Genomic DNA, 23,983 nt, shown 5'->3' on the forward strand with positions numbered 1-23,983 from the left:
ACCCGAAACGCAATGGCCGAACTGGCACACGCCTTCACGTATTCTTGGGATCTATGCTGCGGAAGCCATAGGTCCTGTACTCGGTCGAAAGGCGGTTGCCATCCACATGGACGACCATATATCCCTCGGGTGTTCCCAGATGCGTGCCGTGCCACCAGTTGCCGCTCACCGCGCCTCCGGTAATGAAGGGAATGCCGCCGTGCTCCACCCGCTCCAGAACATGCGTATGACCCTGGAAGACCGCCAGCACATTATGTGAGGCGATGAGCTGCAGGATTTCGCGCGTGTTGACCGTGCTCAACGCCTGATGCTTGAAGAGAGAGGGACTTTCATCGGCGTAGGTGTAGAAGGCCGTCACGATCGGAATATGCGTCGATATGATGAGCGGCGTTCCGGGTAGGACGGTCGAGAGATAGGCCCTGAGCCAGGCGAACTGTTCCGCGCTGATCCGTCCCTCATAATCCCGGTCAGGGGTGATGGTGACCGAGTCGAGAACAATGAAATGCACCCCTTTGTGAACGAAGGCATAATACGTCTCACCAAAGGCCTTGCGGAAATAGTTCTTGCCGAACTCGGGATCGCCCGTCGAGCAACCGCTGCTGGCATAGACACCGAAGCAATCGTGATTGCCGACCGTGTGATAGACCTTCTTGCCAAGCATCTGCTCGGTCATCTCATACAGGTCGAGGAGCTTTCCAGCCCTTTCATGCGAGACGTCCATGGCGTCAAAGACATGGTCGCCCCCTTGAAGGACAAAATCGGCTACCTCACCCGCCGCCTGCCGGAAGCACATCCTGCAGCCATGCTGTGCATCGAGCTCGGGCTGCAAGTGCGTATCTGTGATGAAAAGAAACGAAAAATTCTCACGCTTCTCCGTATCTGCGCCACCTGCGAATGCAGGCAACGTTCCCAGCAATGACGTTCCGAGCGCGGCCGAAGCCGAGATCAATGCGTCGCGCCTGCGAATGATCGTATTTCCCATGTCAGATCCTTCCGGAAACATAAGGCAGCTTCGGACGACTAGAAGAAATGCTTGCTGAGTGTGAAGAAGACCTGCCGGGGAGGGGCGCCCTGCAACGTCTGGTAGGTCCCGGCCGGGTCGGAATTGACAAACCCCGTCGTGCCGACGCTCGAGATATAGCGCTTGTCGAAAAGGTTTACGACGTTTACCTGCGCCTCCAGGTTATTCAACCAGCCCTGACGGTGGAAACGGTATCCGGCGGCGAGGTTGAAGATGACTCTCCCTTTGATGGGCGAATCATTGAGGTAGGTATAGAAGCGGCGACTCTGATACTGCCCACTGACCTGCCCCCAGACCGTGCCGTCGTCGTAAGCCAGCTTTACATTGCCGATGTTGCGCGGCGCTGCCACGACCTGCTTGCCTTTGATCGGCACGACGGCGGTACTTCCCGGCACGGCCACATTGTCATCGTAATGGGCATCGTTATACGACCAGGTCCCATACAACGACCAATTGCGAGCGAAGCGCCAGTTTGCAGCACCTTCGACACCGCGCGAGGTTACTCCGCCGACGTTTTCAAGTACGTTCTGGTTTCCAACGATCACGGAACTGATCGACGAGGCAAGCAGACGATTGGCAAAATTGACGTAATATCCGGTCAGCGAGAGCTGTAGCGCCGCATTGTGAAACCGGTAACCCACTTCTTCCGTGTTTGTCGTCTCCGGCTTCAAGGTCCCGCGCACGTAGTCGAAGCCTGCCTGCGTGGTCGAGAATGGCCCGGTCGACGCCGATGCGGTGTAGGCCGCCATGTTCCGCGTAAAATCGGCAAAGACTTCGTTATGGCTGTCGAACGTGTAGAGAGCGCCGGCCTGCGGGAGAAAGCCGTTGGACGCCGATATCGACGCGTTGATCGGGTTTTTGCTTGAGACGGTGCGGGCCGAACTGTCGGAAACGAGAGATTTGAAGCCCGCGTTCAGACGCAATTTCGGCGTCACGCGCCAGGTATCACCAATATGGAACTGGTAGACCTTGGTGCGGAACACATATTGCCACTGCACGTCGAACGGATTTTCGTAGAATCTTTCGAAATTGCCGGGTTCGACACCCGCCTGAAGCGGGTAGAGCTTCGCCGCCTGACTGAACAGATTATGCTCGAACCAGAACCCCGCTTCGATGCGGTGACGACGAAACCTGTAAGCCAGACTCGTCGTGACACCCTCACGATGCATATTGTATTCGGTCGTGGACACAGAGAGTGGCGAGCCGCCGAACTGAGCGGGCGTGGGGTCATAGGGATCCGTCCACGTCCCGGGACCACGATCGTGATGTCCATACACCGTGGTCGCCCCGCTGAGACGGGATGAAATGTCGTAGTCCAGTCGACCGTACCCCAGCACGTCCTGCCTGACACCGCCGCCCCGGTAATAGGTATCGTCCGCGGTCTGATAGGGGGCGGGAATGGGCGTTCCGTTCTGGACCGCCCGGGCGATATCCTCGGCCAGACCGTAATTTCTGCTGATATCGTCGTGATTATAGCCAAATCGGCTAATCAGGGACTTCGACAGGTCAAGATAGTCGTCCTCTCGTCTGTCATCCAGGTCGAGATAGGTCGTCATCCTCACCGAACTTCCCAGCGGCTGGATATACTTGATGTTGAGCTGTTGCTGTTTTTGCTGGCCCCAACCCTTCCATTTGTCCGCGAACTGGTAATCATAGCTGACGAATGCCTTGCCGCCACCCGGCAGAATGCCCGTGTTTACGCGAACAAAGGTCCGCCACATGTCCGAACTGCCGACTGAACCGGCAACGTCCACTCCATAGTGATCCGAGGGGTCGATCGAGGTGAACTGGATCGTTCCGCCCAGATTGCTGGTCGAGGCCGTACCCAGCGCACCGGCCCCCTGAGCCAGCGTGACGGGGCCGTTGTTCTCGTTTTCGAGCGCGCGCCCGATGCTCAGGCCGTTGTTGTTGCGATATTGCATATTGCCAAGGGGCACACCATCGAGCGTGTAGCCCAACTGATCCGTAATAAATCCGCGGACCGTTATCTGCTGGGCCCACTCATAGGCGCCCAGCGGGTCGGACGACTGGAAGTTCACGCCCGGCAACTCCGACAGTGTCGCCAAAGGTGACGTCCCTGGCACGGATTTACGCAACTCCGCCCGCGACAGGATCTGAACCTGGCGGGAATGTCCGGCGCCCAGCACGATGACGCTCTCGGCGGCGCCGGCATCCGCCCGGCGTTGCCCCCCGCCCTTGTGGGGATTGCCGGCCGCATCGGGTGAATGTGCGGCGCTTTCGATCAAGATGGTTCCGTCAGGTTCATGCAGACTCTGCAACCCGGTACCGAGCAGCAATGCCGAGAGCGCCGCCTCGGGCTCCAGCACACCTTTTACCGGATGAGCAATCACGCCATTGGCTGTATCCGCTTTCAATACGATCCTGACATTGGCCTGACGGCCATAGGCAAGAATCGCATCCGCAACAGGCTGACGTGGCAGATCGAACCCGATAGGACGGGCCTGCGCTGCGGAGAGAAACGGCAGGGAAGTGCCGAGACATGAACAGAGAACGAGGACCTGGCGATATGTCGGTTTCACGGCTATTCGCTTCCTGGCTGAATGAGCGTTTCAGCGGAAGGATGCGCGGAGAAACGGAATCCGCCACACCGGTCATCAGGAAGATTGTGAAAGATTTATGACACAGCTAATGATTTCAAAATATGTCTATTTTGTCCGGTGATTCGACGTGCTCCGCCCCCAGGATCGAGCAGACCGCACGCACGAACGCCGACGGGTCGCTCAGGCGAAACACCCCGACCAGACGTTGTGCGGACAACGCGGCGCCGTGCACGACGATGCGACGATGATTGTAGAGATTGAGAATTGCGACAGCCTCGGCCAATGTTTCCGTTCGCAATTCGAGTGTATCGCGGCTCCAGGCCGTCCGGCGATACATCTCATCGGCGGACAGCGTCCCTGACCGGGGCGGCATGCCGTCGCCCATACGCATCCATTGACCCGTTCCGAGAGACCATACCTGCGATCCGGCATCGGCGCGCACCGCGCCGGCCAGGACAAGTATTTCGGTAACGCGGGCCGACTGCCGAACCACCAAAGACGCGGCCGCGGGGAAAATCGACGTCTGCCCTGCCTTCATCATGGGCGCGTTCGATCGAACCGCAGTCCAGTCACCTCGAACCCGCCCGCACAGCAGTCGTGTCTCAAGCGGACGCCCATCCGCCACGTATCCCATCAATAAGGTGTCGCGATCGAGGATAAGCCGTCCGCCAGCCATAGGCACTGGCTCGGAGGCCCCGACAGTGGTACGCCAGACATGTTCATGCCCCTGCGAACGGCCTGGCACGACCAGGGCAGCACACGCCGCGGCGGCGGCAAAGCGCATCACATGCCGACGCCCTTGGGATAGGGGGGCGGTAGACATGATGGTGGGTGGTCGTGGCGTGTGAAGGGCGCGGGCGCGACCCAGCGACAGCCAGATTGCCTGCGCCCTGACGAACGCACCCCGATGCCGCGTGTCCGAAGCCAGCCACGCGTCAAGCGCTGCCTGCTCTTCCGCAGGCAGCGCCCCCCGATCGAGGCGCGCGACCCAATCGAACGCAATATCGTCCGGATTATCCGGGGCGATGGCGTCGCTGGATGGATCGGTGTCCCGCCTTCTCACGACCGGCCACCTCATTTTGATCCGGCCCGCTCCGGCCGAACGCGCGTCCCAGCAGTCTCAGCGCGCGGGCAAGCTGCTTTTCCACCACGTTTTCTGAAACGCCCAAATGATGCGCGACCTGTTTCTGCGACCATCCTTCGACCCTCCTCAACACCAGGACTTCGCGGCATTTTGTCGGCAACTCCGCCATCGTCGCCTGGAGCCGCACCAGTTCCTGCCGGGCGCCGACGATCTCCTCGACCGACGGTGCATCTTCCATGATGCTTTGGGTGTCGAAATCCGCCAGTGCGACAATCGAAATAATTTTGGCGCGGCGATAATGCTGCAGGACCAGGTTGCGCGCGACCGTGAAGAGATAGGCCCGCGGTGACTGGATATGTGCGACATCGGCGTCGATCAGGATCGCGTAGGTTTCCTGGACAATATCGTCGACCTCGATGCCGGAGAGACCACGAAGCCACACGCGCAAATGAGGTTCGTGCGGGAGAATGTGCCTTACAATCCATTCCAGCCGATCCGCCTGCACGACCATGTCCACCGTACCTCAATGCCCATGCGATCCCGGCGGCGTGCGTAGCAGCTTCGCCGGCTCAAAAATGTGACATCTTGATGACGAGAGAGGATTCAGATCGCCTCTCGCTACGGGGGGCATCCCGGTTTGCCACGAGAAGCAAAGATTCCGATCGATCACCCCGCGACCTGCAGCCAAACGAAAAACCCCAGCCCGTTTCCGGACTGGGGTTTTTTGAAGCTGTGGTCGCGGGGAGCCGCACACCACGAGCCCGGCGAAATGAGGCGAACAGGGATTCGCAAGCATCGTTGGTTACGGGGTCCGGCCTTGAGCGGGCTGGGCCCAGCAGGGCTTTGCCTGGTACCGGTCGCAGCCCCTGTCCTCCTTCGGTGATCAGACCGCCGAAGCGCTCTTCGGGAGGACGTGCCGATGCCGTCCGGCGTGAGCGGGACCGGATTGCGACCGGCGGCTACGCGTGAGGTTACCGGACTGGTATTCAGGGCTCACTCGCCCTCGACAGGAAAAGGCTGCAGGCGAGACAGGACAGATCCCAGAACGTCTGATCCACGCAGATCTGGTGATCCTCGACGAGCTCGGATACCTGCCATTCGGCACGTCTGGCGGCGCCCCGCCGTGGCATTCAACAATCTGGCGCGCCCTAGTTGAGGGGAGCCCAGCGTGTGAGACGCCGTTCGACGACGGCCACGACGACAAACAGAACAAGGGCAAGGAACGAACAGGCAAACACCGCGGCATAAAGCAGGGGTGAGCGAAAATTATAGGTCGCTTCGAGGATCATGGAACCCAACCCATAGGACGCGCCGATCCATTCACCAATAACCGCCCCGATCACACTGGCTGGGGCCGTGACTTTCAGAGCGGAAAATATGAAGGGCAAGGAGGATGGAACCCGGACCTTCACCAGTGTCTCAATGTCGCTGGCGTATAATATTTTCATGAGTTCGATTGTTTGCGGACTGACCGACTTAAGACCTCGCACCGTATTCACCAGCATGGGAAAGAAACAGACCAGGACAACAATGGCGATTCTGGGTGTGTACCCGGTTCCGAGGATCAAGACCAGAATGGGCGCGACGGCGAGGACCGGAATGGTATGGACAACGACCGCAAGTGGATACACGCAACGCTCCGCCAGCGGATGATGCGTAAGCCAGATCGCCACGCAAACAGCAAGCCCGTTACCTAGTAAAAAACCGGAAAGGGCTTCGATGCAGGTCGGCCACAGATTGGCCAGAAGCAGATGATGTTGGGATATCAGTTGTCCCGCAATGACCGCTGGAGCCGGCGCGACATAAGCTGGAATATGAAAGAAGAAAATCACGCACTGCCATAGGGCGAGAAGGCAGATCGCTGTCATGACAGGTGGAAACAGAAAATATATACCCTGCTTCACTCTCTGCCGCAGACGGGCCATGGATGCGCGTTCGGTTGCCATTTGCAACATCAGCATGTCTCCAGAAGCCGGCGGAGCATCGATACATACGCCATGAATGTCTGGGTTTCACAATCGTCGGCCGTGGCACGCCGGGGAAGATCGATATCGACAATCCGCTCGATTCGTCCAGGATTCGCCCGCAGGACCAGGACCCTCTCCCCGAGCCTGACAGCCTCGCTGATGCTGTGGGTCACGAAGATGATCGTCGCGCCGGTTTCCTGCCAGATCCGCAGCACTTCACCGTTCAGCTTGTCGCGCGTGATCTCATCGAGCGCACCGAACGGTTCATCCATGAGAATAATATCAGGCTTGCAGACCAATGCCCGGGCAATGGCCACCCGCTGTCGCATACCGCCAGAAAGCTCATGAGGCATGGCGTTCTGCCTGCCCTGCAAGCCCACGAGTTCGAGGAGCTCCACCGGGCTGTAATGGGCGGTCGTCCTGGGAGACGACGTACGGATTTCGAGCGGAAGGCGTACATTCTCAAGCACCGATCGCCATGGCAGCAATGTCGGATCCTGGAAAACGAAGCCGATCTGCCGATTCCGCCTCGCCTCGGCCGGAGTCCCCCCAAGAATGCCGACGGTTCCCGCCTGTGGTTGAAGCAACCCCGCGATGACGCGCAAGAGCGTGGACTTTCCAGATCCCGACGGTCCGATGATCGTCGTAAAGCTGGAAACAGGCAGAGAAAGCGAAATATCCTCCAATATGTTGGGACGTGAAATATCATCGGACATTCTGGCCGAAACATGCTCCAGCCTGACGGCGGACCCGCGGATGACAGTTCCATCAGATCGTAAGGACGGAAGAGGATGTGTCATCCGATTTTTGGCCGCTGATCTGCTGTGGCATTCAGCATGGATAACGTCATGACATCGTCGACGGTCGGTACGTCCTGACCCGAAAATTGTCCGATGGAGTCAAACAGGCGAATTTGATCCGCCCACGTATCCTTCCTCATGGTCCCCCAGCCTTCCATTTTCGTTTGCTCATCGAACACGAACGACAGGGCGGCACGCAGCGCAAGCAATTCACCGTTCCGATCCAGCATTGGATAGGATCTTACGAGGATATCAACGGCCTGTTCCGGATTACCCCTGGCATATGCCCAGCCCCGAGCCGTTCCCCGCAGGAATGCCGCGATCACCTCGGGTCTTTCCTGCAACATGGTATCGGTCGTGTAATACGGATTGGCGTAAAGCTGTACGCCAGAATCCCATAGGGACAGGGCGACCCGATCCGGTCCCAGAGGCTTGAGTTTGGTCGCATCGGTCGCCCAGGCGCTGATGGCATCAACCTGACCGTTGAAAAGCGGAGCGATATCTCCCCCCAGGGCAACGATCTGCACCTCATCTTCGGCGATGCCGTTTTTGCTCATCACGGCCTGTACCAGATTGAATCCGGGCCGGGCAATGCCGATGCGTTTGCCCCGCATATCCTGTGGGGTGCGAATCGGATTGTCCGGCAGGGAATAAAACGTCAGCGGATGACGCTGAAAGCCCGCCGCGATACATTTAAGGGGGATATCGCCCGCGCGTGCCGCCATAAGCGTGGGACTCGACGAGAGAAGCCCCAGCGTGGCATAGCCCGAAGCGACGCTGGCAACGCCGGTATTGTGAGGACCACCCAAGGCGATACTGAATCGAATCCCTTCATCCTCATAATATCCGAGATCCCGAGCAACCACTTCCCCCAATATCCGACTATTCGCGATCCAGTCGAACTGTTCCACGACGCTCGTCATCGTCGTAGAAACCGGTGTCGCGGCATCGGCCATACCGGCACCAAACGCCAGAGATCCAGTTCCGATTCCGGCGATCTTCAGAAATACGCGTCTTTCCATCGCAAGATCGTCCATGCGCTCTCCTCTCGGCAGGAACAGGGAAGAGTCCTTATAGGCTCACCGGCGACGGAACGATCGGCGTGAAATGACCAATCCGTTGATATCCTGTCCGGCCATCCATACTGACCGGGGGCTCACCAACCAGAGAAATACGATGCATGACCCGACGGTGGTGATAATCGGCGACAGCCAGGTGCTGCGTCGCCTCGTTATCCCACACCGCGATGTCACCGGGCGCCCAGCGCCAGCGAACAGTGTTTTCCGCGACCGTAATATATTGTTGTATTATGGAAAGCATCTCGAATGATGCTGCGGCACCAAGCCCAAGTATATGGCGCAGATGATTGCCCGCTATGATCGTCGGACGCTTTGTATGGGGGTGAATACGGATCAGGGGATGAATGGCCTCGAAGGGATTGCCCGAAAATCCCGTGGCGCCGAAGGACGATTCCTCACTGGTCGGCGGCAGATCACCGTCGATGGTACGGGCGTGCGCATAACCCCATCGGTTGCTATGCACAGCCCAGGCCTTTTCAAGGAAAGCCTTGAGATGCTCGGGCATATCCATATAAGCCTTTTCGGTATTGGCCCACATGGTATCACCACCATAAGGCGGCAATGTTATAGCCCGCAATACCGCACCGGCCGGGATCGTATCCACGAAGGTGGTATCCGTGTGCCACCGATTTGTCTTGGTAATCCTGTCTTCCGAATCCAATGCGGAAATCATTGGATGGCCTTCCTTGCCGCCATGGGTCGGATGCGCGGCTGAAATAACCTTACCCATACGCGAGGCAAAGATAATCTGGGACTCATCCGTCATGTCGTGCTGATCGCGCAGGAAAATGACCTTATATTCCCATAAGGCCTCTCGAAGCTTTGCGGCGAGCCCATCACTGATGGGTGCCGCCGCATTCACCCCGTGAATGATAGCACCGATATTGCCAGTCACCCGCTCCACACGGAATTCATTGTTTGTACCAGGCATATCTTGACATCCTTATAGGTAAAAACACGATCTTTTTGTAAAATACTTCCATTCCTAATTATTTATTAAAGTGCCCAGAAAAGACGTTCAGAGAAATCCCATTTCAAATGAATATGTAATTTCAACTCTGCGGTTATGACAGCAGCTTTGAACTTCCCATCTCCCTCCGTACTATACATGAGTTTCTCCCGACGCAATGAAGGCATAACGCAGGCGCATGAAGCTGAAACATCAGATTAACAGACTGAATATTCATGACTTATTCGGCATATCTCCACGCAGCCATCTTGTTTTCATTACGAAATGATATAGTGTATCCAATATAATAATAGAACACGCCAACCTCCTGCACCAATGTCCGGACGATCCGTTTTTTGAGCCGGACGTCCGCCGCCGGCGCCTGCCAGACGGATTTGAGATCGTGCGCCAGTTCCAGAAACGAGAGCGGTTCGCATGCGGGTTTCTGCCCTCGTGCCGCGTCGTGGTCGACAATCCTCTGCTCGATCGTAGGCCCGGCGGCATTTCCCCAGCACGACGCCATCCTCGCCCAGCAGCCTCGCCGCGTGGATCCCCCGAAACCCTTGATGACGTCCATCACCTCGTTCATCAGCGCGTTACCGTCTGGTACCGCAGGTGCTGGCGGGGCCGCATGTCGTGGCCCGGCAGGGCGACCGGCGTCTGCTGCTGCTGCATCATGACGGGCGGCTATATCGCGCGGCGGTGAAGGCGACGACGGATGGGTCGGAGAATTACCTGCTGTCATTCCATCGCACGACGAAGGAGAAGGCGCGCAATGCGCTTCGCGGCGTGCAGATCCTGTCGGGCAATCTGGAGGTGCTGCCCGATGGCGGAGAGGCTGATGACGATGAATGAGGGATACGGCGTGCAGATGGGGCCAGCCAGAACCCCACAAACGATCCCGCCCGAGGGCGGTCCTATGGTCGGCTGAATATCACCGGTGTCGCTGCACGCCACACTCTTCATATAGGGCAGCAGAGGAGGCTTTTCCATGACAATCGGTATCAGCATGGACTGGGGCGGCATCCATGTCGCGCTGGAACGGATCGCCGCGATCGGCGCGCAGCCGGCGCCCCTCTCCAAACCGCGTGCTGGTCCGCTCCGCGCGGAATCTACCAGATGAATATCGCAATTGGTTGCGGGTACTGCGGTGCCGATTTGAACCTGTGAAACCAAGTGATTGATTTTGTTGAGATTGACCTTGCCCCCTGAAATGCCCTCGATTTGAAGTAAGGTCTGTCCATTGGAGACGGACGATGAAGAAAGCGCGTTTCACCCAGGACCAGATCATTGGGATCCTGAAGGAGCATCAGGCGGGCGCAACGGCTGCGGATCTGTGTCGCAAGCACGGGATCAGCGATGCGACATTTTACACCTGGCGGTCGAAATACGGCGGGATGGAGGTGTCGGAAGCGCGGCGGCTCAAGGCTCTGGAAGAAGAGAATGCAAAGCTGAAGCGGCTCCTGGCGGAGAGCGTGATGGACGTCTCGATGCTGAAGGAACTGCTGGCAAAAAACTCGTGACGCCCGGTTTGCGGCGGGACGCCGTGGCCTGGGCGATCCGGGCGAAAGACTATTCGCAGCGACGGGCCTGCCGGCTCATTGGCATGGACCCGAAGACGTGGCGCTATGCGTCACGCCGCCCGGATGATGCCGCAGTGCGGGGGCGGCTGCGCGAACTGGCTGCGGAGCGACGGCGATTTGGCTATCGGCGCCTGCATATCCTGCTCGACCGGGAGGGGCTGGCAATGAACCACAAGAAGCTGTTCCGGCTGTATCGCGAGGAAGGGCTGTCGGTCCGCAAGCGTGGCGGCCGGAAACGGGCGCTGGGCACGCGCTCGCCGATGATGCTGCCCGACGGGCCGAACCAGCGCTGGAGCCTGGATTTCGTCTCGGACGCGCTGAACAACGGACGGCGGTTCCGCGTGCTGACGGTGGTGGACGACTACACGCGCGAATGCCTCGCGCTGGTGGCGGATACGTCGTTGTCAGGCGAACGGCTCGGCCGCGAACTCGACCGGATCGGGGAACATCGCGGCTGGCCGCTGATGATCGTCAGTGACAACGGTACCGAGATGACTTCGAATGCGATCCTGGCCTGGCAGGAAAAGCGGTCGGTGCTGTGGCACTATATCGCACCGGGAAAGCCGCAGCAGAACGGGTTCGTCGAGAGTTTCAACGGGCGGTTCCGGGACGAATGCCTCAACGAGCATCTGTTCCGCAACATCAGCCATGCTCGGACGGTCATCGACGACTGGCGAGCCGACTACAACGCCGTCAGGCCCCACACCAGCCTCAATGGCATGACACCAGAGGCTTTCGCTCAACAGGCCGGCACGGCATACAGCAACCCACAGACCCTAACTCAAAACTGAGGGCACGTTCGGGGCAGGGTCACGTGGCTTGCAACAAAAAACCCTGCCAAGTCACTGACTTGGCAGGGTTTTGAATGGAATATATGGTTGCGGGGGCACGCAAGCACCGATTCCCACATTCACTTCAGGTAGAAATATAATTTATCAATATCAGAACATTAACGTTTCAACTCTCAACAGATGCTCGGTTTATCTCCGCTGGAGCGGTGCCGCCCAGTTGAGGAAGCGGCCGCTCATAGGACACTTCCTCCGCATTCGGACCGTTCCTCCAGGTCGGAATATCGTTGCAGGCATGCAGCACGCGTCAGACATCAATGTAATCCTCAGGAGGGCACATTGGCCGCTGGCCAAGAAGCAGACGTTGAACGTCGTTAGACTTTAAGGAGGTCGGCTTTGTTGATGTGCGCCAGAGCTTCACGGAACCAAGTGCGGTACTCGGCTGACGCGGCGCCAAGCTCCTCATTGAGGTCAATCTCGGTTACGGCAAAATCTTCGGGAAGCGAAAAGCGCAGCTCATGCCTGAGCAAACAAGCCACAACATAATCATAGCTTATGCTATGGTCTTCGTGGTGCTCGATTGCGTAGATGCCGACCGGTCCGCGATTAAGGGATCGAGGATTGTGTAGATAAATTCCAACGACAGCTCGCTAAGGTCGCGATCATTCGGTGGGCAAAAGTGTTGGATCGCGTTTCGGGCTTGGCGTAGGCGCTCATAGCACTTGGGATTGGGAATCCTAAGGCCGGTGGTGGCCCATAGAACTTGCGGCAGCTTTTCGAAGTCGTGTGTCCGCCCACGCATCAATAGCCGCTCAAGGTCAAGCTCGTCGAGGTTCTTGTCGTCCAAAGTGACGAGGTCCTTGAAGATCAACAGCGGGTGTTCGGTGGCGATGATCGCTTTGAGAAACAGTTCCCCAGCATGGGCGGTATTGAGCACCGACATCAACGGCCAATGCTCGTTTCCAGGGTCCATGAACACCGCGTGATGGTTCGCCTGGGTCAGAGCGGCTCTACCTAGACCGAGGATGCGATCCGGGATGCTGCGAAGCTCTCCGTTCATCGGCATCGGCTAGGCATTCAGGCAGATTACGACGAGCTGCGACACCTGATCCCACAGCGCGGTGAGGTGGCTCGGCGAGGGCGCGAAGTCCGGTGAATGAACGTATCGGTTCATCGTGTCGATGGAAAAAATGCCGTCAGCGCTCTCTAGCTTTCGGATTATGCCAGCATATTTCCCATCAATTCTCCGTTTTGCCTCAAGGTCGGCGCCGACCTTCTTGACCTTGTTTTTCAGGCTGTCGTTCGGATAGACACTGGGGAGGCTAGTACGGGCGATGTAGTTGTCGACCGACAACTCGAAGAGCACACGGAAGAGCACTGAGATGGCGTTGGGATGATCGTCGAGCTTCAGCTTGAACTGGAGTTCGTCCCATATTTGCCGCTGGCGCTGCACATGAGCCTGCCAGACCACCGCGTGGCTCACCTGCGGAACCAAGGTCGTGCGCTTGATCGGCTTGGCGGGTGGCGGCAGCGGTGGGCTCGGCGAAGCGCCTGGACCGGGACCAGTGCCAGGACCCGGCCTCGGTCCCCTTGGCGCGGACGGCGACGGCAATGGCGGCAACGGGAGGACGCCTTCGATCTCTAGGCGATCAAGGTAGGCGACCTTGCCTTCGTTGTCCCACAGGTCGCCCAGCACGACATTACGGTTAGCCAGATCCTCGGAGATGCGTCGGAAGATGGGTAGCACCAAAGGCTCAGGGTGGGTGAGCTGGAACTTGCTTCGGCTAACGCTGATGCCGACGCGATTGCGTAGTCCTTCGGAAGAGAGAAGCCGGTTGGCCGTCGACCAAGGTATCTTTTTCCCCGGCAACATACTGGCGGCCTCCAGGCGCTTCTCGATCTCATCGGCGATGTTCACGCCGCTGCCCTTGCCGGTTCGTTCGACGAATGTCGCCGTCATCCGGTCTGTCCAAGGGTTGCGGCCAACACCGCCCCGCGTGCCGGTGTGTCGCCTCAGGAGGATTTCGTCGATCCGCTCGCGATCGGTTTCAATCTGGCAGTCTAGCCGGTCGGGAAAGACGCCTTTCCAGCTCGCCTTCAACCCCTTGAAGAAGGCTTGCAGCTCGAGGCTAGGCGCGCGCTTCGGCTGCGAAATGAGCTTGAGGCAGGTAACACGGCGGTTGCCGTCGAAGACGACGTAATTCACGCCGTCGGGCCAAACCAGTGGCGGCTCGTAAATCTCGCCTGTCTCAGCGAGGTCCTTTGCCAGCTTTCGCATAGCGCTTTCGTGATGCGTGAAGAGCCAAGCGATGGCGGCCGTTTCGTTCTCCAACTCGCCGTGCCGATCGTTTGCACTGTTCACCAAGAGCGCTTTGAGCGTCAATTTCTTATAGGCCATACCTCATCCCCCGGAGCTTGACCTTAGCAGTAGTAGATGGACCGGGATACGGATCTCGTTGCATGCCCTCAATGCTCACGTTGAGCGACGCATTTGCAGCCAAGAGTCTTAGCAGAACCATAGGACGTCCTCCAAAGTGACACCGGGTCAATGTACCCCAAGTTCGTCGTGAAGTGGCGCTTGTGGACCAGCGCGCCACGGCGTACGAGCGGCTGTTCTGATGTTCATTCATTGGTGGAAATCCACTGCTCCCCGAATGCGGCGATCGGCGGTCGCAGCAGATGAAATCGTACAATCGACGGTGTTCGGCGGGCCGGGAACGATGAAGATAGGCACTATGTCTGCGCTATAGGCACCTATGGTTCGCTATAGCTCTCCTCTCGTGAGGCCGCTTTGTCGGACCGGATAGAATCGGATGGCGATGCGGTTCAGCTTCAATCTTCGATGTGGGAAATAGGCAGTTAGCCGTCTGGCGATTTAGGACGCATTGCGCCAGATCGAGCCAAATGACTTTCGTTAGATTATTGTCAGGCCAATGTCGGCAATACGAGATAATGTCTGATGGCATGCATGGTCGTCACCAGATCATTGAGGTTTGCCAAATCAGCATGGATTTGGCAGAATCTCACCAATCGACTTTTTCCATCGCGGGTCAGCTCCCGATGCGTGCGGTCGAACATGACATGCTCCCGCATCAAGGCTGTCGGGTGCTCATCAAGGAAGAGTTCCATCAGTGCTGGGCCAATTAAGTCCTCCAGCTCCCAGCTCAGCCCCTTGTAGGCTTCATTCTGCTCCTCGAAACTTCGCTTCAATGCCACATGATCTAAATTTCCTCTCAAGGGCATCTTCGGCCGCAATCGGAAGACATCACGATACTCGATGATGCTGGCATCCACGTTCCGGGCGCCTTTCACCGCCTTCTGCCCAGCGACATCGTTATCGAACAAACCAATCACCCGATAAACAGGGCGGCCGGCTGGCGACAGATAAGCTCGCGAGAGATTACGCATGGTGACGAGTTCACGAACCACACCATGAGTTCCCCCCCGATCGCCCTCGCCAGCGGCGAGGATCGCAAGATCACCTAGAAGATCCTTTCCGGTCGAACGACAGAATAGTCGAGCGGCGAGGCCGAAAAGTGCCACATCGGACGTCCCTTCGACCAGAATCGTTCTAGGCTTCAGACTCCAACCCTGAGACAGCGCATAGCGGGCAACAAAATCCATCTCGGCGGCTGCCATGTCAGCGCGGTTGCGCAGTCACGGGACGCAGAAAGGCGCCGTTATGCCCAAATGAAACATGAGCGGCAAATACTGTCCCTGGGATGTGCTCCCGTACGCCGAATTCCTGTGGACGATAGGGCACATCAAACCGCGCGAACTCTCGAACGCGAGCCATAGCGCGGTGACCATGGTCATAAGCCGCAACGCCAGTAACGACGCGTAGCCGTCGTTCGCCGGGCTGCAAGAGCCAGCGGAGCCGCTCCGGAACCTGACCGAAGATGTCGGTTTCCCGCCACAGGGCCCTGAGTCCGCGAAATTGTCGATCAGCCTCGTCTGTTCGCATGCTCTGGAATAGAAGGAGCGCATACTCCAGCCGCAATTGCGGAGATAACCGGTAGTCGGTTGCAATCAGTTGATCCAACACCTCTGTCTGGCGTCCGAAATCAAAGGGGGAGATCGTCACCAGCACTTGGTATTTGAACCGCAATACTTGTGGGTTTCCTTCGCCGGCGGGGTGATCTAGCTCCGCAAGAACGGCTTCCAGCACATCGGTCGGAACTTCCTCCAACGACGATGGCGCTCGCCCTCCGAGCGGCGCTGCAAGAGCCAGCCATCCACGAACGAGAACGTCCGCAGGCCCGTCAGGCTCGTCCCGCCGATTGGCAACAACGCTACCGGCAAGAAGAATGCTGACAGCACGGTCGGCCAAGGTCGTGAGTGCGTAATGCCGAAGATCGTTCTGATCATTCCGGATAGCCGCGTAAACGATCTCCAATGCCTCGATACAGTAGGCGGCGGCACCAGCACCGGCTTCTTCCGCAGAAACGATGAGGCTCTTGACGTGCGTCTCGATTACATAGGGGCTTGAGGGACTTTCCTCATACGCATGCCGCGTCGCATCCGAAGCAAGTCTCCTCAGTTCCGCCAGTTCTTCGGGCGCGGCGTCCTGCATGGCTCGCACTCGGGCGAGATCAAAATACGCGTTCGCGAGAGAGTTATAGAGATTGACGTCGGGTTCACCGCCTGGAGAACGTTCGATGGATTGCAACGCGTAGAGAATATCATCCACCGCGCGCTTAAGCAGCGAAACCCGGTCAACAGCGAGCACGCCGTATGCAGCTTCATCAAGCCAAGCGATGCGACGCCTAGAGATGGCCGTATGATGACGGAAAACACGGCTGCCGTTGCGAAGCGACTGCGGCATGCCGTCTAGTGCTGAGAGCACGTCGCGCCAGATATGGACCCAGCTAGCACGTCCATGATCGGGATCGACCTTGAACACCGTGGTCGCGAACTCTTCTCCGTAGCTAATCCCGTCAACCTCGCCGAGTGACGGCTTGCTAGAAACTTCCCGTAATATAAGAAATCGCAGATGCTCTGCGTCCTTCGCTTCGTCGAACCCAAGCGCAGTGCGTGCGCCGTGATCGTAGAAGATGGCATTGATGAGAAACCGGCCGAGGATATCGTGGGTTAGCGCCCAATATTTGTCGCCCCCATCTGAAAGCCGGATGAGTCCAAGCGGGGAAAGGTTCGATCTGCGGTCGTCAAGGAGAAGCGGGAGCGGCCAGCCATTGATGCTCTGTTCGAACAACATTTCGGGCATAGGTAACCGTTCGGAACTCAGTGCCGCAATCTGGAGCACAGCCTTCTTCAATGCGAGTGTATCAACCCGGTCATTGAATACACGGTAAACCCACTCTTGGATGGACTCGGTCAGATCATATTGCGTCTGAAGCCAAAAGCTTAGGGTGATCCAGAATGCCGCCAACCCTTCGAGCAGACGGACCGAATGTGCCTCCTGAAAACTCCGCCACTGCCAATCCGGTCGCTCTTTTCCGTAGCGACGGAGGAAACGATTCAGATGGTGTCCAAGCTGGATCGCTTCATCCTGGTCAAGCATATGATGAAGCTCGGCTAGTAGCTTGAAACGTGAAGTGTCGTAGAAGCCTGCCTCTCTGATCGGGCCGGAGACGACCAGGATGCATACTGGGCGCCCGGCCTGTTCGATCTGATGAAGAAATCGGCGCAGCTCCGTGTCCCGGAACTCCCAGTGCATACGATCGAAAACTATCAGCCAAGGCGTCTCGTAGATGCGAGACGACGCATCACTATCTTGCACATCGACAGCATTCTGATTCGCAAGCCCGTCTTCGCTGCGTTGCTTCGCACGGGTGAGGAAGTTTATGACCGGGAGCGAGTCCGGTGTGAACGGCAAATCCTTCGCCACCAGGGTAGGATAGCCCGCGCGAGCCGCGCTAAAAGCAAGATGACGGGCAAGCGTAGTTCCGCCTGCGCCCGGCTCCGACATAATATACGCGACGCGATTCTCTGGAGAGCCGATGGCATCAAGGCGACGGAGCTGGCCGCAGAGCCGTCGCCACGCCTCGTCGCTCCTGACCCAAGGCAGACCCGCCGCGAAAGCACGCCAGTCCTGAGCCTCTCCGCAAAAGAAAGCGTTGAACGCGTCCTCAGGCAGTTCGTCCGGGTCGGTAACGGCAAGATCACGGGCAAGGATTATGTCATAATTACTCAACAGCGGCCGTTCCGGGTCATCTACACGGGAAAGGTCCAGCTCGCTAATTGCATCACTTCCGTCACGCCGGCGGACCGTGAGCCGCTCGTCGCGATAGGCCGCATCGAACGCATCGACGAGCGACGTAGCGAAAGCCATGCCGGGCATCGAGACGACCAAAGGCGTCGGTCCCGAGCCGTTTTCTTCCAGCCAGACGCCCAACTGCTCCGCAACTCCGGGCGAAGCGTCGATTAGCGTAAGGCGCGTCCTGAAATCGGCCGCCCATAATTCGGTCACTCCGAGGGGCGGTCCATCGCCTCCGCTAGAGATTACTACGAGCTGTCTAATGCTGGAGCGGCGCAACTCCTCCAACATGGTCATACGCCGGAGCTGCTGCTCGAACGTAGATCCCCGTCCGTCCTGACCGCCAAGAAGGAAGATCGGCAGCGATCGCGGAGGCAGCTCGATACGCGACGGGTCGCTGTCCACGACGTGTAAGAACCCGCGCCGGCCAACGTACGGATCATCGTCCGTGTTCTCGAGTTCGGCCGTCAGGAGGGAGTCCGCCTCATCAAGAAACGCCTGCTTCCACGGGAGCTTGAGCATGCGCGCGAGCGCGTGTCGTTCCGCCTCGCTGGAAGCTACGCCGTGAACCCAGACCGAGATTTCCCGCTCCGCCAAACTCGCAATCAGCCCATTGGGCAAATCGTTGACAGTAGGGACCATAGGCACTGAGAACTCCAAACGTTGCGCATCGCTCCGAATGGAACCAAACGTGAAGATGCGTGCATTCGAAATGACTATAGCCGACGCAGCGCCCCCTGCAAGCTGGCTGCGGCGTATACTACAGGAGATGCTCGCGGCCTTCGGCCGGGTGAACGCTCCACTTTGAGCGCATTGGTGCCGGGCGTTTTGTTGGAAAGCAACATAGAGAACACCGATTCTACAGTCCAGCCTCCTAGAACGCGCTATACTACTACTCTACATTTTGATAGCGAGACATGCGAGATAGTGATGAGAACTATACCTACTCCATAGCCCTCTATACCCCTCCCAAATAGACGTAAGGGGACGGCAGAGCTGGCTGACATCCATCAGACGTCTGCTTCGCGCCCTCATGTCGGCCATTCGAGCCCATTCACTGATTTCTCAGAAGCGGACGTCAGATTGATTTCGCTTCGACGGTTATCATGTCGGACGCTTGCATGCTTCTCTACTACATAAGGTGGGTCCGCATCGAACAACAGACGGGCAAGGCTGCCACTCCGCGTTAACGACGTCGTCGACATGCAACTCGCCCCGATGGGCACGTTCTTCAACGCGTGCTGAGCGTTGACGAAAACCTTCAGATGGTCTCAAATGCCGCACGCAACGTGCTACATAGCTTCGGCGTCTATGTCGGCGAGGGCTGGCGCGTGCCGCAGCCGACACCAGAGAGCGACGGCGGCATCGGCGATGCAAGCCCAGCCGATCCGGGTTAGACATTCGCCTATGCGCTTCCTCGCCAACGGCCCCTCGATCCCAGATGATCTTCTGATCGCGCGCGACGCGGGCGACGTCATCTTCTTCTGCGGCGCAGGCGTCTCCCGCCACTGCGCCGGCCTGCCCGACTTTCTCAAGCTGGGCGGCGATGTCATCGATCTCCTCGGAGCTGGCGAGAAAAGCCTCGCCCGCAAGCTGTTCCGCCGAATCAAGGAGCTCGACCCGATCGACGGCGTCGGCGGGCTCATTGCCACCGATCGCATCTTCAGCCTGCTCGAACGCGAGTTCGAGCAGCGCGATGTCCAGAACGCCGTCGCGCGTTCCATCAAGCCCTCGGACGATCCCGACCTCAGCGCGCACCGGACCCTGATCGACCTGTCCCGCGGACGCGACGGCACGATCCGCCTGGTCACCACCAATTTCGACCTGCTGTTCGAGGCGGGGGCCCCCGGCATAGCCTCCTCCGGACCGCCGGTGCTGCCCGATCCCCGCAGTGCCGGCTTCGACGGGATCGTGCATCTCCACGGCCGCGTGAATGCCGATTATTCAGCCCCGGGCGACGAGGAGTTCATTGTCTCCAGCGCCGACTTCGGCCGCGCCTATCTGTCCGATGGCTGGGCGACCCGTTTCATGCAGTCGCTGCTTGCGCGCTTCCAGATCGTCTTCGTCGGCTACGGCGCCGACGATCCGCCCGTCCAGTACTTACTCGAAGCGCTCAATCTCCACGCCGGCAATCGCAGCCGGCTGTTCGCATTCCAGCCAGGTAGCAACGCCGACGATGCCGCACTTTGGGAGCATCGCGGCGTGCGAGCGATTCCTTTCGACAACAGCCAAGGCTATGATCCACTGTGGGATAGTCTTGCAGCTTGGGCCGAACGCGCACGCGACGTCGATGGCTGGTACGCCGGTCTACTCGAATCCGCGTCTGCGGGACCCGCTGCACTCGACTCGCATGTGCGCGGTCAAATCGCCCATGTGCTCTCGACCCGAGAGGGCACCCGACGCGTCAGCATCGCCGACACACCGCTGCCGGCATCATGGCTGCTCGCGCTCGATCCGTGCCAGCGCTTCGACAAACCGGGCCCTATCGATCCCTATGGAGAATCCAGCGAGCGGATCGATCCCTATGAGAGCCTGTCGCTCGACTTCGACACACCGCCGCAGCCGGTCGACGAGGACGATGCCTTTCGAGAGCGGAAGGTGCCCGAAGGCTCGTGGAGCGTCTTCGCGCCGACCCGCTTCGATCAGGAGGATTGGCAGGAAACCGGGTTCGGCGACTTCTGCGGCGACCGAGCCAACCTTACCGGACCGCTCAGCACGCGCCTCGGCCACCTCGGCATCTGGTTCCACCGCGTCGCTCATCAGCCGGTCGCCCTGTGGTGGGCGGCGGCTCGTGGTCCCCTCCATCCGCGCATCGTCGAGATGATCGAAGCCTGGCTCCGCCAAGACCCGGACCGCTGGCCCGACGACATTCAGCGCGGCTGGCGCTTCCTAATCGCGAGCTGGTCCGATCGCCGGGTGGAACCCAACCCGGGCTATTTCGAGCTCAATCAGCGGGTCGCACGAGAGGGCTGGTCGGAAGCGCGGGTGCGCGATTATGCGGCGCTGTTCCGGCCCCGGCTGAAGGTCGACCGCAAGTTCGGCGCGCCGCATCCGCTCTCCTGGACCGACAGCAACCGGCCGAATCCGCTGGTCTCCTACGATGTCGACTATCCGCATCCCTACGAGCTGTTGCCGATACCCGACGAGCAGCTCGCTTATGCGGTCACACGCTTTCGCGAGAACCTCGACTTGGCACGTTCGCTGGAAGCCGAAATCTCCGGCCACGACTATGTCTATATGCAGACGACACGGCCGGACGACGGTGCCCCTCCGATCGCCTACGATAGCTACGGCCTCACGGGCCCGATCGCGCTATTCCTCCAGCTGATGGAACGGTTGGTGGAGGTCGCGCCCGAGCGCGCGCGTGGCGAGATCGCCCAATGGCGGGGAGACGACCATTACATCTTCGGCCGCCTGCGCATCTGGGCGGCGAGTAAGAGGATCGTTCCGGCTGCGGAGGCGGCGAACATCTTGTTCGGCTTCCCCGATGATATGTTCTGGGGCTCGGAGCAGCAGCGCGACCTTCTCTATGCAATCCGCGACCGTTGGCCCGACTTCTCGGCCGAGGATCGAGCTCGATTCGAGCAGCGCATCCTCACCACGACCTTCCCCTGGTCGGACAACACGCGCGGCGGGAAGGCACGCGCCGAGGCCCATTATCGGCTCGATCGCCTGCATTGGCTGTCCCGCCAGGGGCTAGCCTTCTCGTTCGACATCGAGGCGGAAATGGCGGCGCTTCGTCCGATCGCGGAAGGGTGGTCAGAGCGCTCTGGCGAGGAAGCCGCGGACTCAAACGCGCCGGTCGTCCGCAGCATCGACACAGATGCCAATCCGTGCGTGCTCGACCATGTGCCGATCAGCGAGATCCTTGAGCGCGCCCGGCAGGCGGGCCAGTCTGAATTCTTCGACTATGTCGAGCGGCGTCCATTCATTGGTCTCGCCGAGGAGAAGCCCGCGCGTGCGCTCGCAGCCCTCACCGACGCCGCGCGCCGGGGCGACGTCCCGCTCTCCTTCTGGTCGGCCTTCCTCTATGCCGAGAAGCGCAAGACCGATCCTGCGCGGCTCGCACGGGCGATCGGCGGTCGCCTCGCATCCTTGCCGCCGGCGGCGCTCAGCACCATCGCCTATCCGGCGGCCGAATGGTTGCATGCCTTGGGCGAGCGCCTTTTCGGCGAGCTCGCAACTGTGCTGGACCGCTTGTGGGATCCGCTGATGGCCGCGCTGCCTCTGCGCGACGACCACCGCAGGCACCGCGTCGACAGCAGCTGGGCGAACGACGCGCTGAACGCGCCCGTCGGCAAGCTCGTCAGCCTGCTCATGAAGGACCCGTCGACTAAGGGCCGCGAGCTGGGCCAGGGCTTCCCCGAAGACTGGACGCGCCGTCACGAGCAGCTGCTTGCGCTGCCAGGCGACATGCGCCGCCACGCACTCGTAATGCTCGGGTTCCAAATCAACTGGCTGTTCGCAATCGCACCCGCCTGGACCACGGCAAACCTGCTGACCGTAGTGGATGACGAGGGCGACGACGGCGACGCGCTGTGGGATGGCATTCTCTGGGCGGCACGGGCGCCGAGCCGAGTGCTGTACGAGCGCCTGAAACCGGGGCTTCTCGCGCGGGCCATGTCGCCCAGGCGCCGTCGCGCCGAAGCCAGTGTCATCGGCGGCTTCCTGCTGATCGGCTGGGGCGGAGATCCCGAGGCCGATCCACCCGAGCAGCTCGTTACGAGCGCCGAGCTTCGCGAGATCCTCGTCGAGAGTGACGACGACCTACGCGGGCAGATTCTGTGGCATCTTGAGCATTGGTCGGCGGATCCTGAGGCCAAGTGGCGCGCGCGCCTAGTCTCGTTCGTCACAGACGTCTGGCCGAACCACCGGGCGGTGCGGACCCCGAAAATGTCGACCCGCCTCGTCGACCTCGCCTTGGCGAGCGGCGACCTATTCCCGCAGGTTGTGCAAGCGGTTCTGCCGCGTTTGGTGCCGGTCCGGGGCGGAATGCTGCACCGATTCATGCTCCGCTCGGAGGCCGAAAATCATCCAGCGCTGATCTATCCCGCCGCCATGCTCGACCTTCTCTGGGCGATCCTCGCCGAGGACACGACGCTCTGGCCGTACAAAATCGAGGAGGTTCTCGACGTCCTCTCCGAGGCGCGTGAAACCCGGGCTGATCCCCGTTTGTCAGAGCTGCGGCGCCGGCGTGCCAGCTGAGCGAACGGGCGGAAACGCATTGTCAGCGTTTCAAAGCGGTCGAATCGTAATCACTAATATCGACCGCCGATTCTACCCATGTTGATGATGAATGCACGGCAGCTTCCAGAAGACTCAATCGAGAGCTCTTATAGCTGTAACGTCGGCGGAGGTGCGCAAACGGCAGCTATCTCCCGATCATTCTCCGAAACCTGCTAGTCAGCAAACGGCCCCAATCCGGTCATGCCCGACCAGATGCGAAACGGGCTATGGCGTATGAGCGGCGGTTGTGACGAAGGGCAAGCGTAGAATCGACGGCCTTTATCCCGCTTGGTGTCGTGTGGCAATCAGCGAGAATATCGGGTCATAGCTGGAAATCGGCGGGGCTGGCAGATCGAGAGGGATTCGAATTTCTACGTTGAGACCGCTTCGCCGTCGTAGCGCTCGTTGTACTGACAACCACCGTCTCCACGACCTGCATGTATCTGGTTGCGAGTGTTCAACCCCGATTTGAACCTGTCCCGATTTGAACCTGTTTATGTTAAACGATTGAAATCGTGTAGTTTCTTCGACCGTACGGGATACGCCATTGATGGATGATCCACAACACACTGATTTAATTGATAATTTTTATGTGTATGGTTGCGGGGATAGGATTTGAACCTATGACCTTCAGGTTATGAGCCTGACGAGCTACCGGGCTGCTCCACCCCGCGGTGGTAAAGGTGGACTGGAAGACCTGGCGGCGAC

General features: G+C 59.2%; 18 protein-coding genes, 1 tRNA gene and 2 pseudogenes. 6 read left to right on the top strand and 15 right to left on the bottom strand.

The window, feature by feature from the left end; all coding sequences use genetic code 11:
* Nucleotides 1-34 precede the first annotated feature (34 nt).
* The 5 genes and pseudogenes from HLH21_RS15070 to HLH21_RS15085 form a co-directional block, all read right to left on the bottom strand.
* Complete coding sequence (locus HLH21_RS15070; RefSeq protein WP_182944581.1) at nt 35-982, bottom strand: metallophosphoesterase family protein; 948 nt, start codon at nt 980-982, stop codon at nt 35-37.
* A gap of 38 nt (nt 983-1,020) precedes the next feature.
* A complete protein-coding gene (locus HLH21_RS15075; RefSeq protein WP_264811648.1) occupies nt 1,021-3,561 on the bottom strand; it encodes a TonB-dependent receptor domain-containing protein in 2,541 nt (846 codons plus the stop codon).
* Nucleotides 3,562-3,676: 115 nt separating this feature from the next.
* The gene (locus HLH21_RS17080) at nt 3,677-4,123 is read right to left on the bottom strand and encodes a hypothetical protein (RefSeq protein ID WP_246379838.1); all 447 of its coding nucleotides are present in this window, start codon (nt 4,121-4,123) and stop codon (nt 3,677-3,679) included.
* Between the two features lie 351 nt (nt 4,124-4,474).
* Nucleotides 4,475-4,660: pseudogene (locus HLH21_RS17275) on the bottom strand (FecR/PupR family sigma factor regulator); the annotation flags it as partial.
* On the bottom strand, nt 4,596-5,177 hold the full coding sequence (locus HLH21_RS15085; protein WP_182944583.1) for an RNA polymerase sigma factor: 582 nt from the start codon (nt 5,175-5,177) through the stop codon (nt 4,596-4,598). The pseudogene HLH21_RS17275 and the gene HLH21_RS15085, both read right to left, overlap by 65 nt.
* A gap of 496 nt (nt 5,178-5,673) precedes the next feature.
* Between HLH21_RS15085 and HLH21_RS16925 the strand changes: the two are divergent.
* Nucleotides 5,674-5,796, top strand: a pseudogene (locus HLH21_RS16925) (ATP-binding protein); the annotation flags it as partial.
* Nucleotides 5,797-5,814: 18 nt separating this feature from the next.
* Here the strand turns inward: HLH21_RS16925 and HLH21_RS15090 are convergent.
* From HLH21_RS15090 to HLH21_RS15110, 5 genes are all read right to left on the bottom strand, one after another.
* Entirely contained in the window at nt 5,815-6,627 is an 813-nt protein-coding gene (locus tag HLH21_RS15090; RefSeq protein WP_182944584.1) for an ABC transporter permease, read from the bottom strand.
* On the bottom strand, nt 6,621-7,349 hold the full coding sequence (locus tag HLH21_RS15095) for an ABC transporter ATP-binding protein (protein ID WP_220789848.1): 729 nt from the start codon (nt 7,347-7,349) through the stop codon (nt 6,621-6,623). The genes HLH21_RS15090 and HLH21_RS15095 overlap by 7 nt, the downstream gene beginning before the upstream one ends.
* An 80-nt stretch (nt 7,350-7,429) precedes the next feature.
* Nucleotides 7,430-8,470 carry an ABC transporter substrate-binding protein gene (locus HLH21_RS15100; RefSeq protein WP_220789849.1) on the bottom strand — a complete coding sequence of 347 codons (1,041 nt, stop codon included), beginning with the start codon at nt 8,468-8,470 and terminating at the stop codon, nt 7,430-7,432.
* 34 nt (nt 8,471-8,504) lie between these two features.
* Nucleotides 8,505-9,443 (bottom strand): TauD/TfdA dioxygenase family protein, encoded by a 939-nt coding sequence (locus HLH21_RS15105; RefSeq protein ID WP_182944586.1) that lies wholly within the window; start codon nt 9,441-9,443, stop codon nt 8,505-8,507.
* A gap of 259 nt (nt 9,444-9,702) precedes the next feature.
* Complete coding sequence (locus HLH21_RS15110; RefSeq protein WP_182944587.1) at nt 9,703-10,050, bottom strand: hypothetical protein; 348 nt, start codon at nt 10,048-10,050, stop codon at nt 9,703-9,705.
* A gap of 26 nt (nt 10,051-10,076) precedes the next feature.
* Here HLH21_RS15110 and HLH21_RS15115 point away from each other — a divergent pair, with 26 nt between their 5' ends.
* From HLH21_RS15115 to HLH21_RS15120, 3 genes are all read left to right on the top strand, one after another.
* Entirely contained in the window at nt 10,077-10,316 is a 240-nt protein-coding gene (locus HLH21_RS15115; protein WP_182944588.1) for a hypothetical protein, read from the top strand.
* A 136-nt stretch (nt 10,317-10,452) separates the two neighbouring features.
* Nucleotides 10,453-10,584 (top strand): hypothetical protein, encoded by a 132-nt coding sequence (locus HLH21_RS17195; RefSeq protein ID WP_264811649.1) that lies wholly within the window; start codon nt 10,453-10,455, stop codon nt 10,582-10,584.
* 133 nt (nt 10,585-10,717) lie between these two features.
* Nucleotides 10,718-11,835 (top strand): IS3 family transposase gene (locus HLH21_RS15120; RefSeq protein ID WP_182944589.1). Its coding sequence is split into 2 segments (ribosomal slippage): nt 10,718-10,970 and nt 10,970-11,835, totalling 1,119 coding nucleotides; the frame shifts between segments, so codons are not numbered across the junction.
* A gap of 550 nt (nt 11,836-12,385) precedes the next feature.
* On the opposite strand, the gene HLH21_RS15125 is transcribed toward HLH21_RS15120, so the two are convergent.
* The 4 genes from HLH21_RS15125 to HLH21_RS15140 all read right to left on the bottom strand — a co-directional run bounded on the left by HLH21_RS15125 (nt 12,386) and on the right by HLH21_RS15140 (nt 18,691).
* Nucleotides 12,386-12,898 (bottom strand): hypothetical protein, encoded by a 513-nt coding sequence (locus HLH21_RS15125; protein ID WP_220789850.1) that lies wholly within the window; start codon nt 12,896-12,898, stop codon nt 12,386-12,388.
* A 3-nt stretch (nt 12,899-12,901) separates the two neighbouring features.
* Nucleotides 12,902-14,230 carry a hypothetical protein gene (locus HLH21_RS15130; RefSeq protein ID WP_182944590.1) on the bottom strand — a complete coding sequence of 443 codons (1,329 nt, stop codon included), beginning with the start codon at nt 14,228-14,230 and terminating at the stop codon, nt 12,902-12,904.
* A gap of 527 nt (nt 14,231-14,757) precedes the next feature.
* Nucleotides 14,758-15,471 carry a hypothetical protein gene (locus HLH21_RS15135; RefSeq protein WP_182944591.1) on the bottom strand — a complete coding sequence of 238 codons (714 nt, stop codon included), beginning with the start codon at nt 15,469-15,471 and terminating at the stop codon, nt 14,758-14,760.
* 1 nt (nt 15,472) lies between these two features.
* A complete protein-coding gene (locus HLH21_RS15140) occupies nt 15,473-18,691 on the bottom strand; it encodes a hypothetical protein (protein ID WP_456305465.1) in 3,219 nt (1,072 codons plus the stop codon).
* Nucleotides 18,692-19,287: 596 nt separating this feature from the next.
* On the opposite strand from HLH21_RS15140, the gene HLH21_RS15145 reads away from it, so the two are divergent.
* Nucleotides 19,288-19,446 carry a hypothetical protein gene (locus HLH21_RS15145; RefSeq protein ID WP_182944593.1) on the top strand — a complete coding sequence of 53 codons (159 nt, stop codon included), beginning with the start codon at nt 19,288-19,290 and terminating at the stop codon, nt 19,444-19,446.
* Between the two features lie 10 nt (nt 19,447-19,456).
* Nucleotides 19,457-23,254 carry an SIR2 family protein gene (locus tag HLH21_RS15150; RefSeq protein ID WP_182944594.1) on the top strand — a complete coding sequence of 1,266 codons (3,798 nt, stop codon included), beginning with the start codon at nt 19,457-19,459 and terminating at the stop codon, nt 23,252-23,254.
* 618 nt (nt 23,255-23,872) lie between these two features.
* Here the strand turns inward: HLH21_RS15150 and HLH21_RS15155 are convergent.
* Nucleotides 23,873-23,949, bottom strand: a tRNA-Met gene (locus HLH21_RS15155).
* Nucleotides 23,950-23,983 lie beyond the last annotated feature (34 nt).

Origin of the sequence: Gluconacetobacter johannae, from assembly GCF_014174305.1 — a bacterium.
GTDB classification, from domain to species: domain Bacteria; phylum Pseudomonadota; class Alphaproteobacteria; order Acetobacterales; family Acetobacteraceae; genus Gluconacetobacter; species Gluconacetobacter johannae.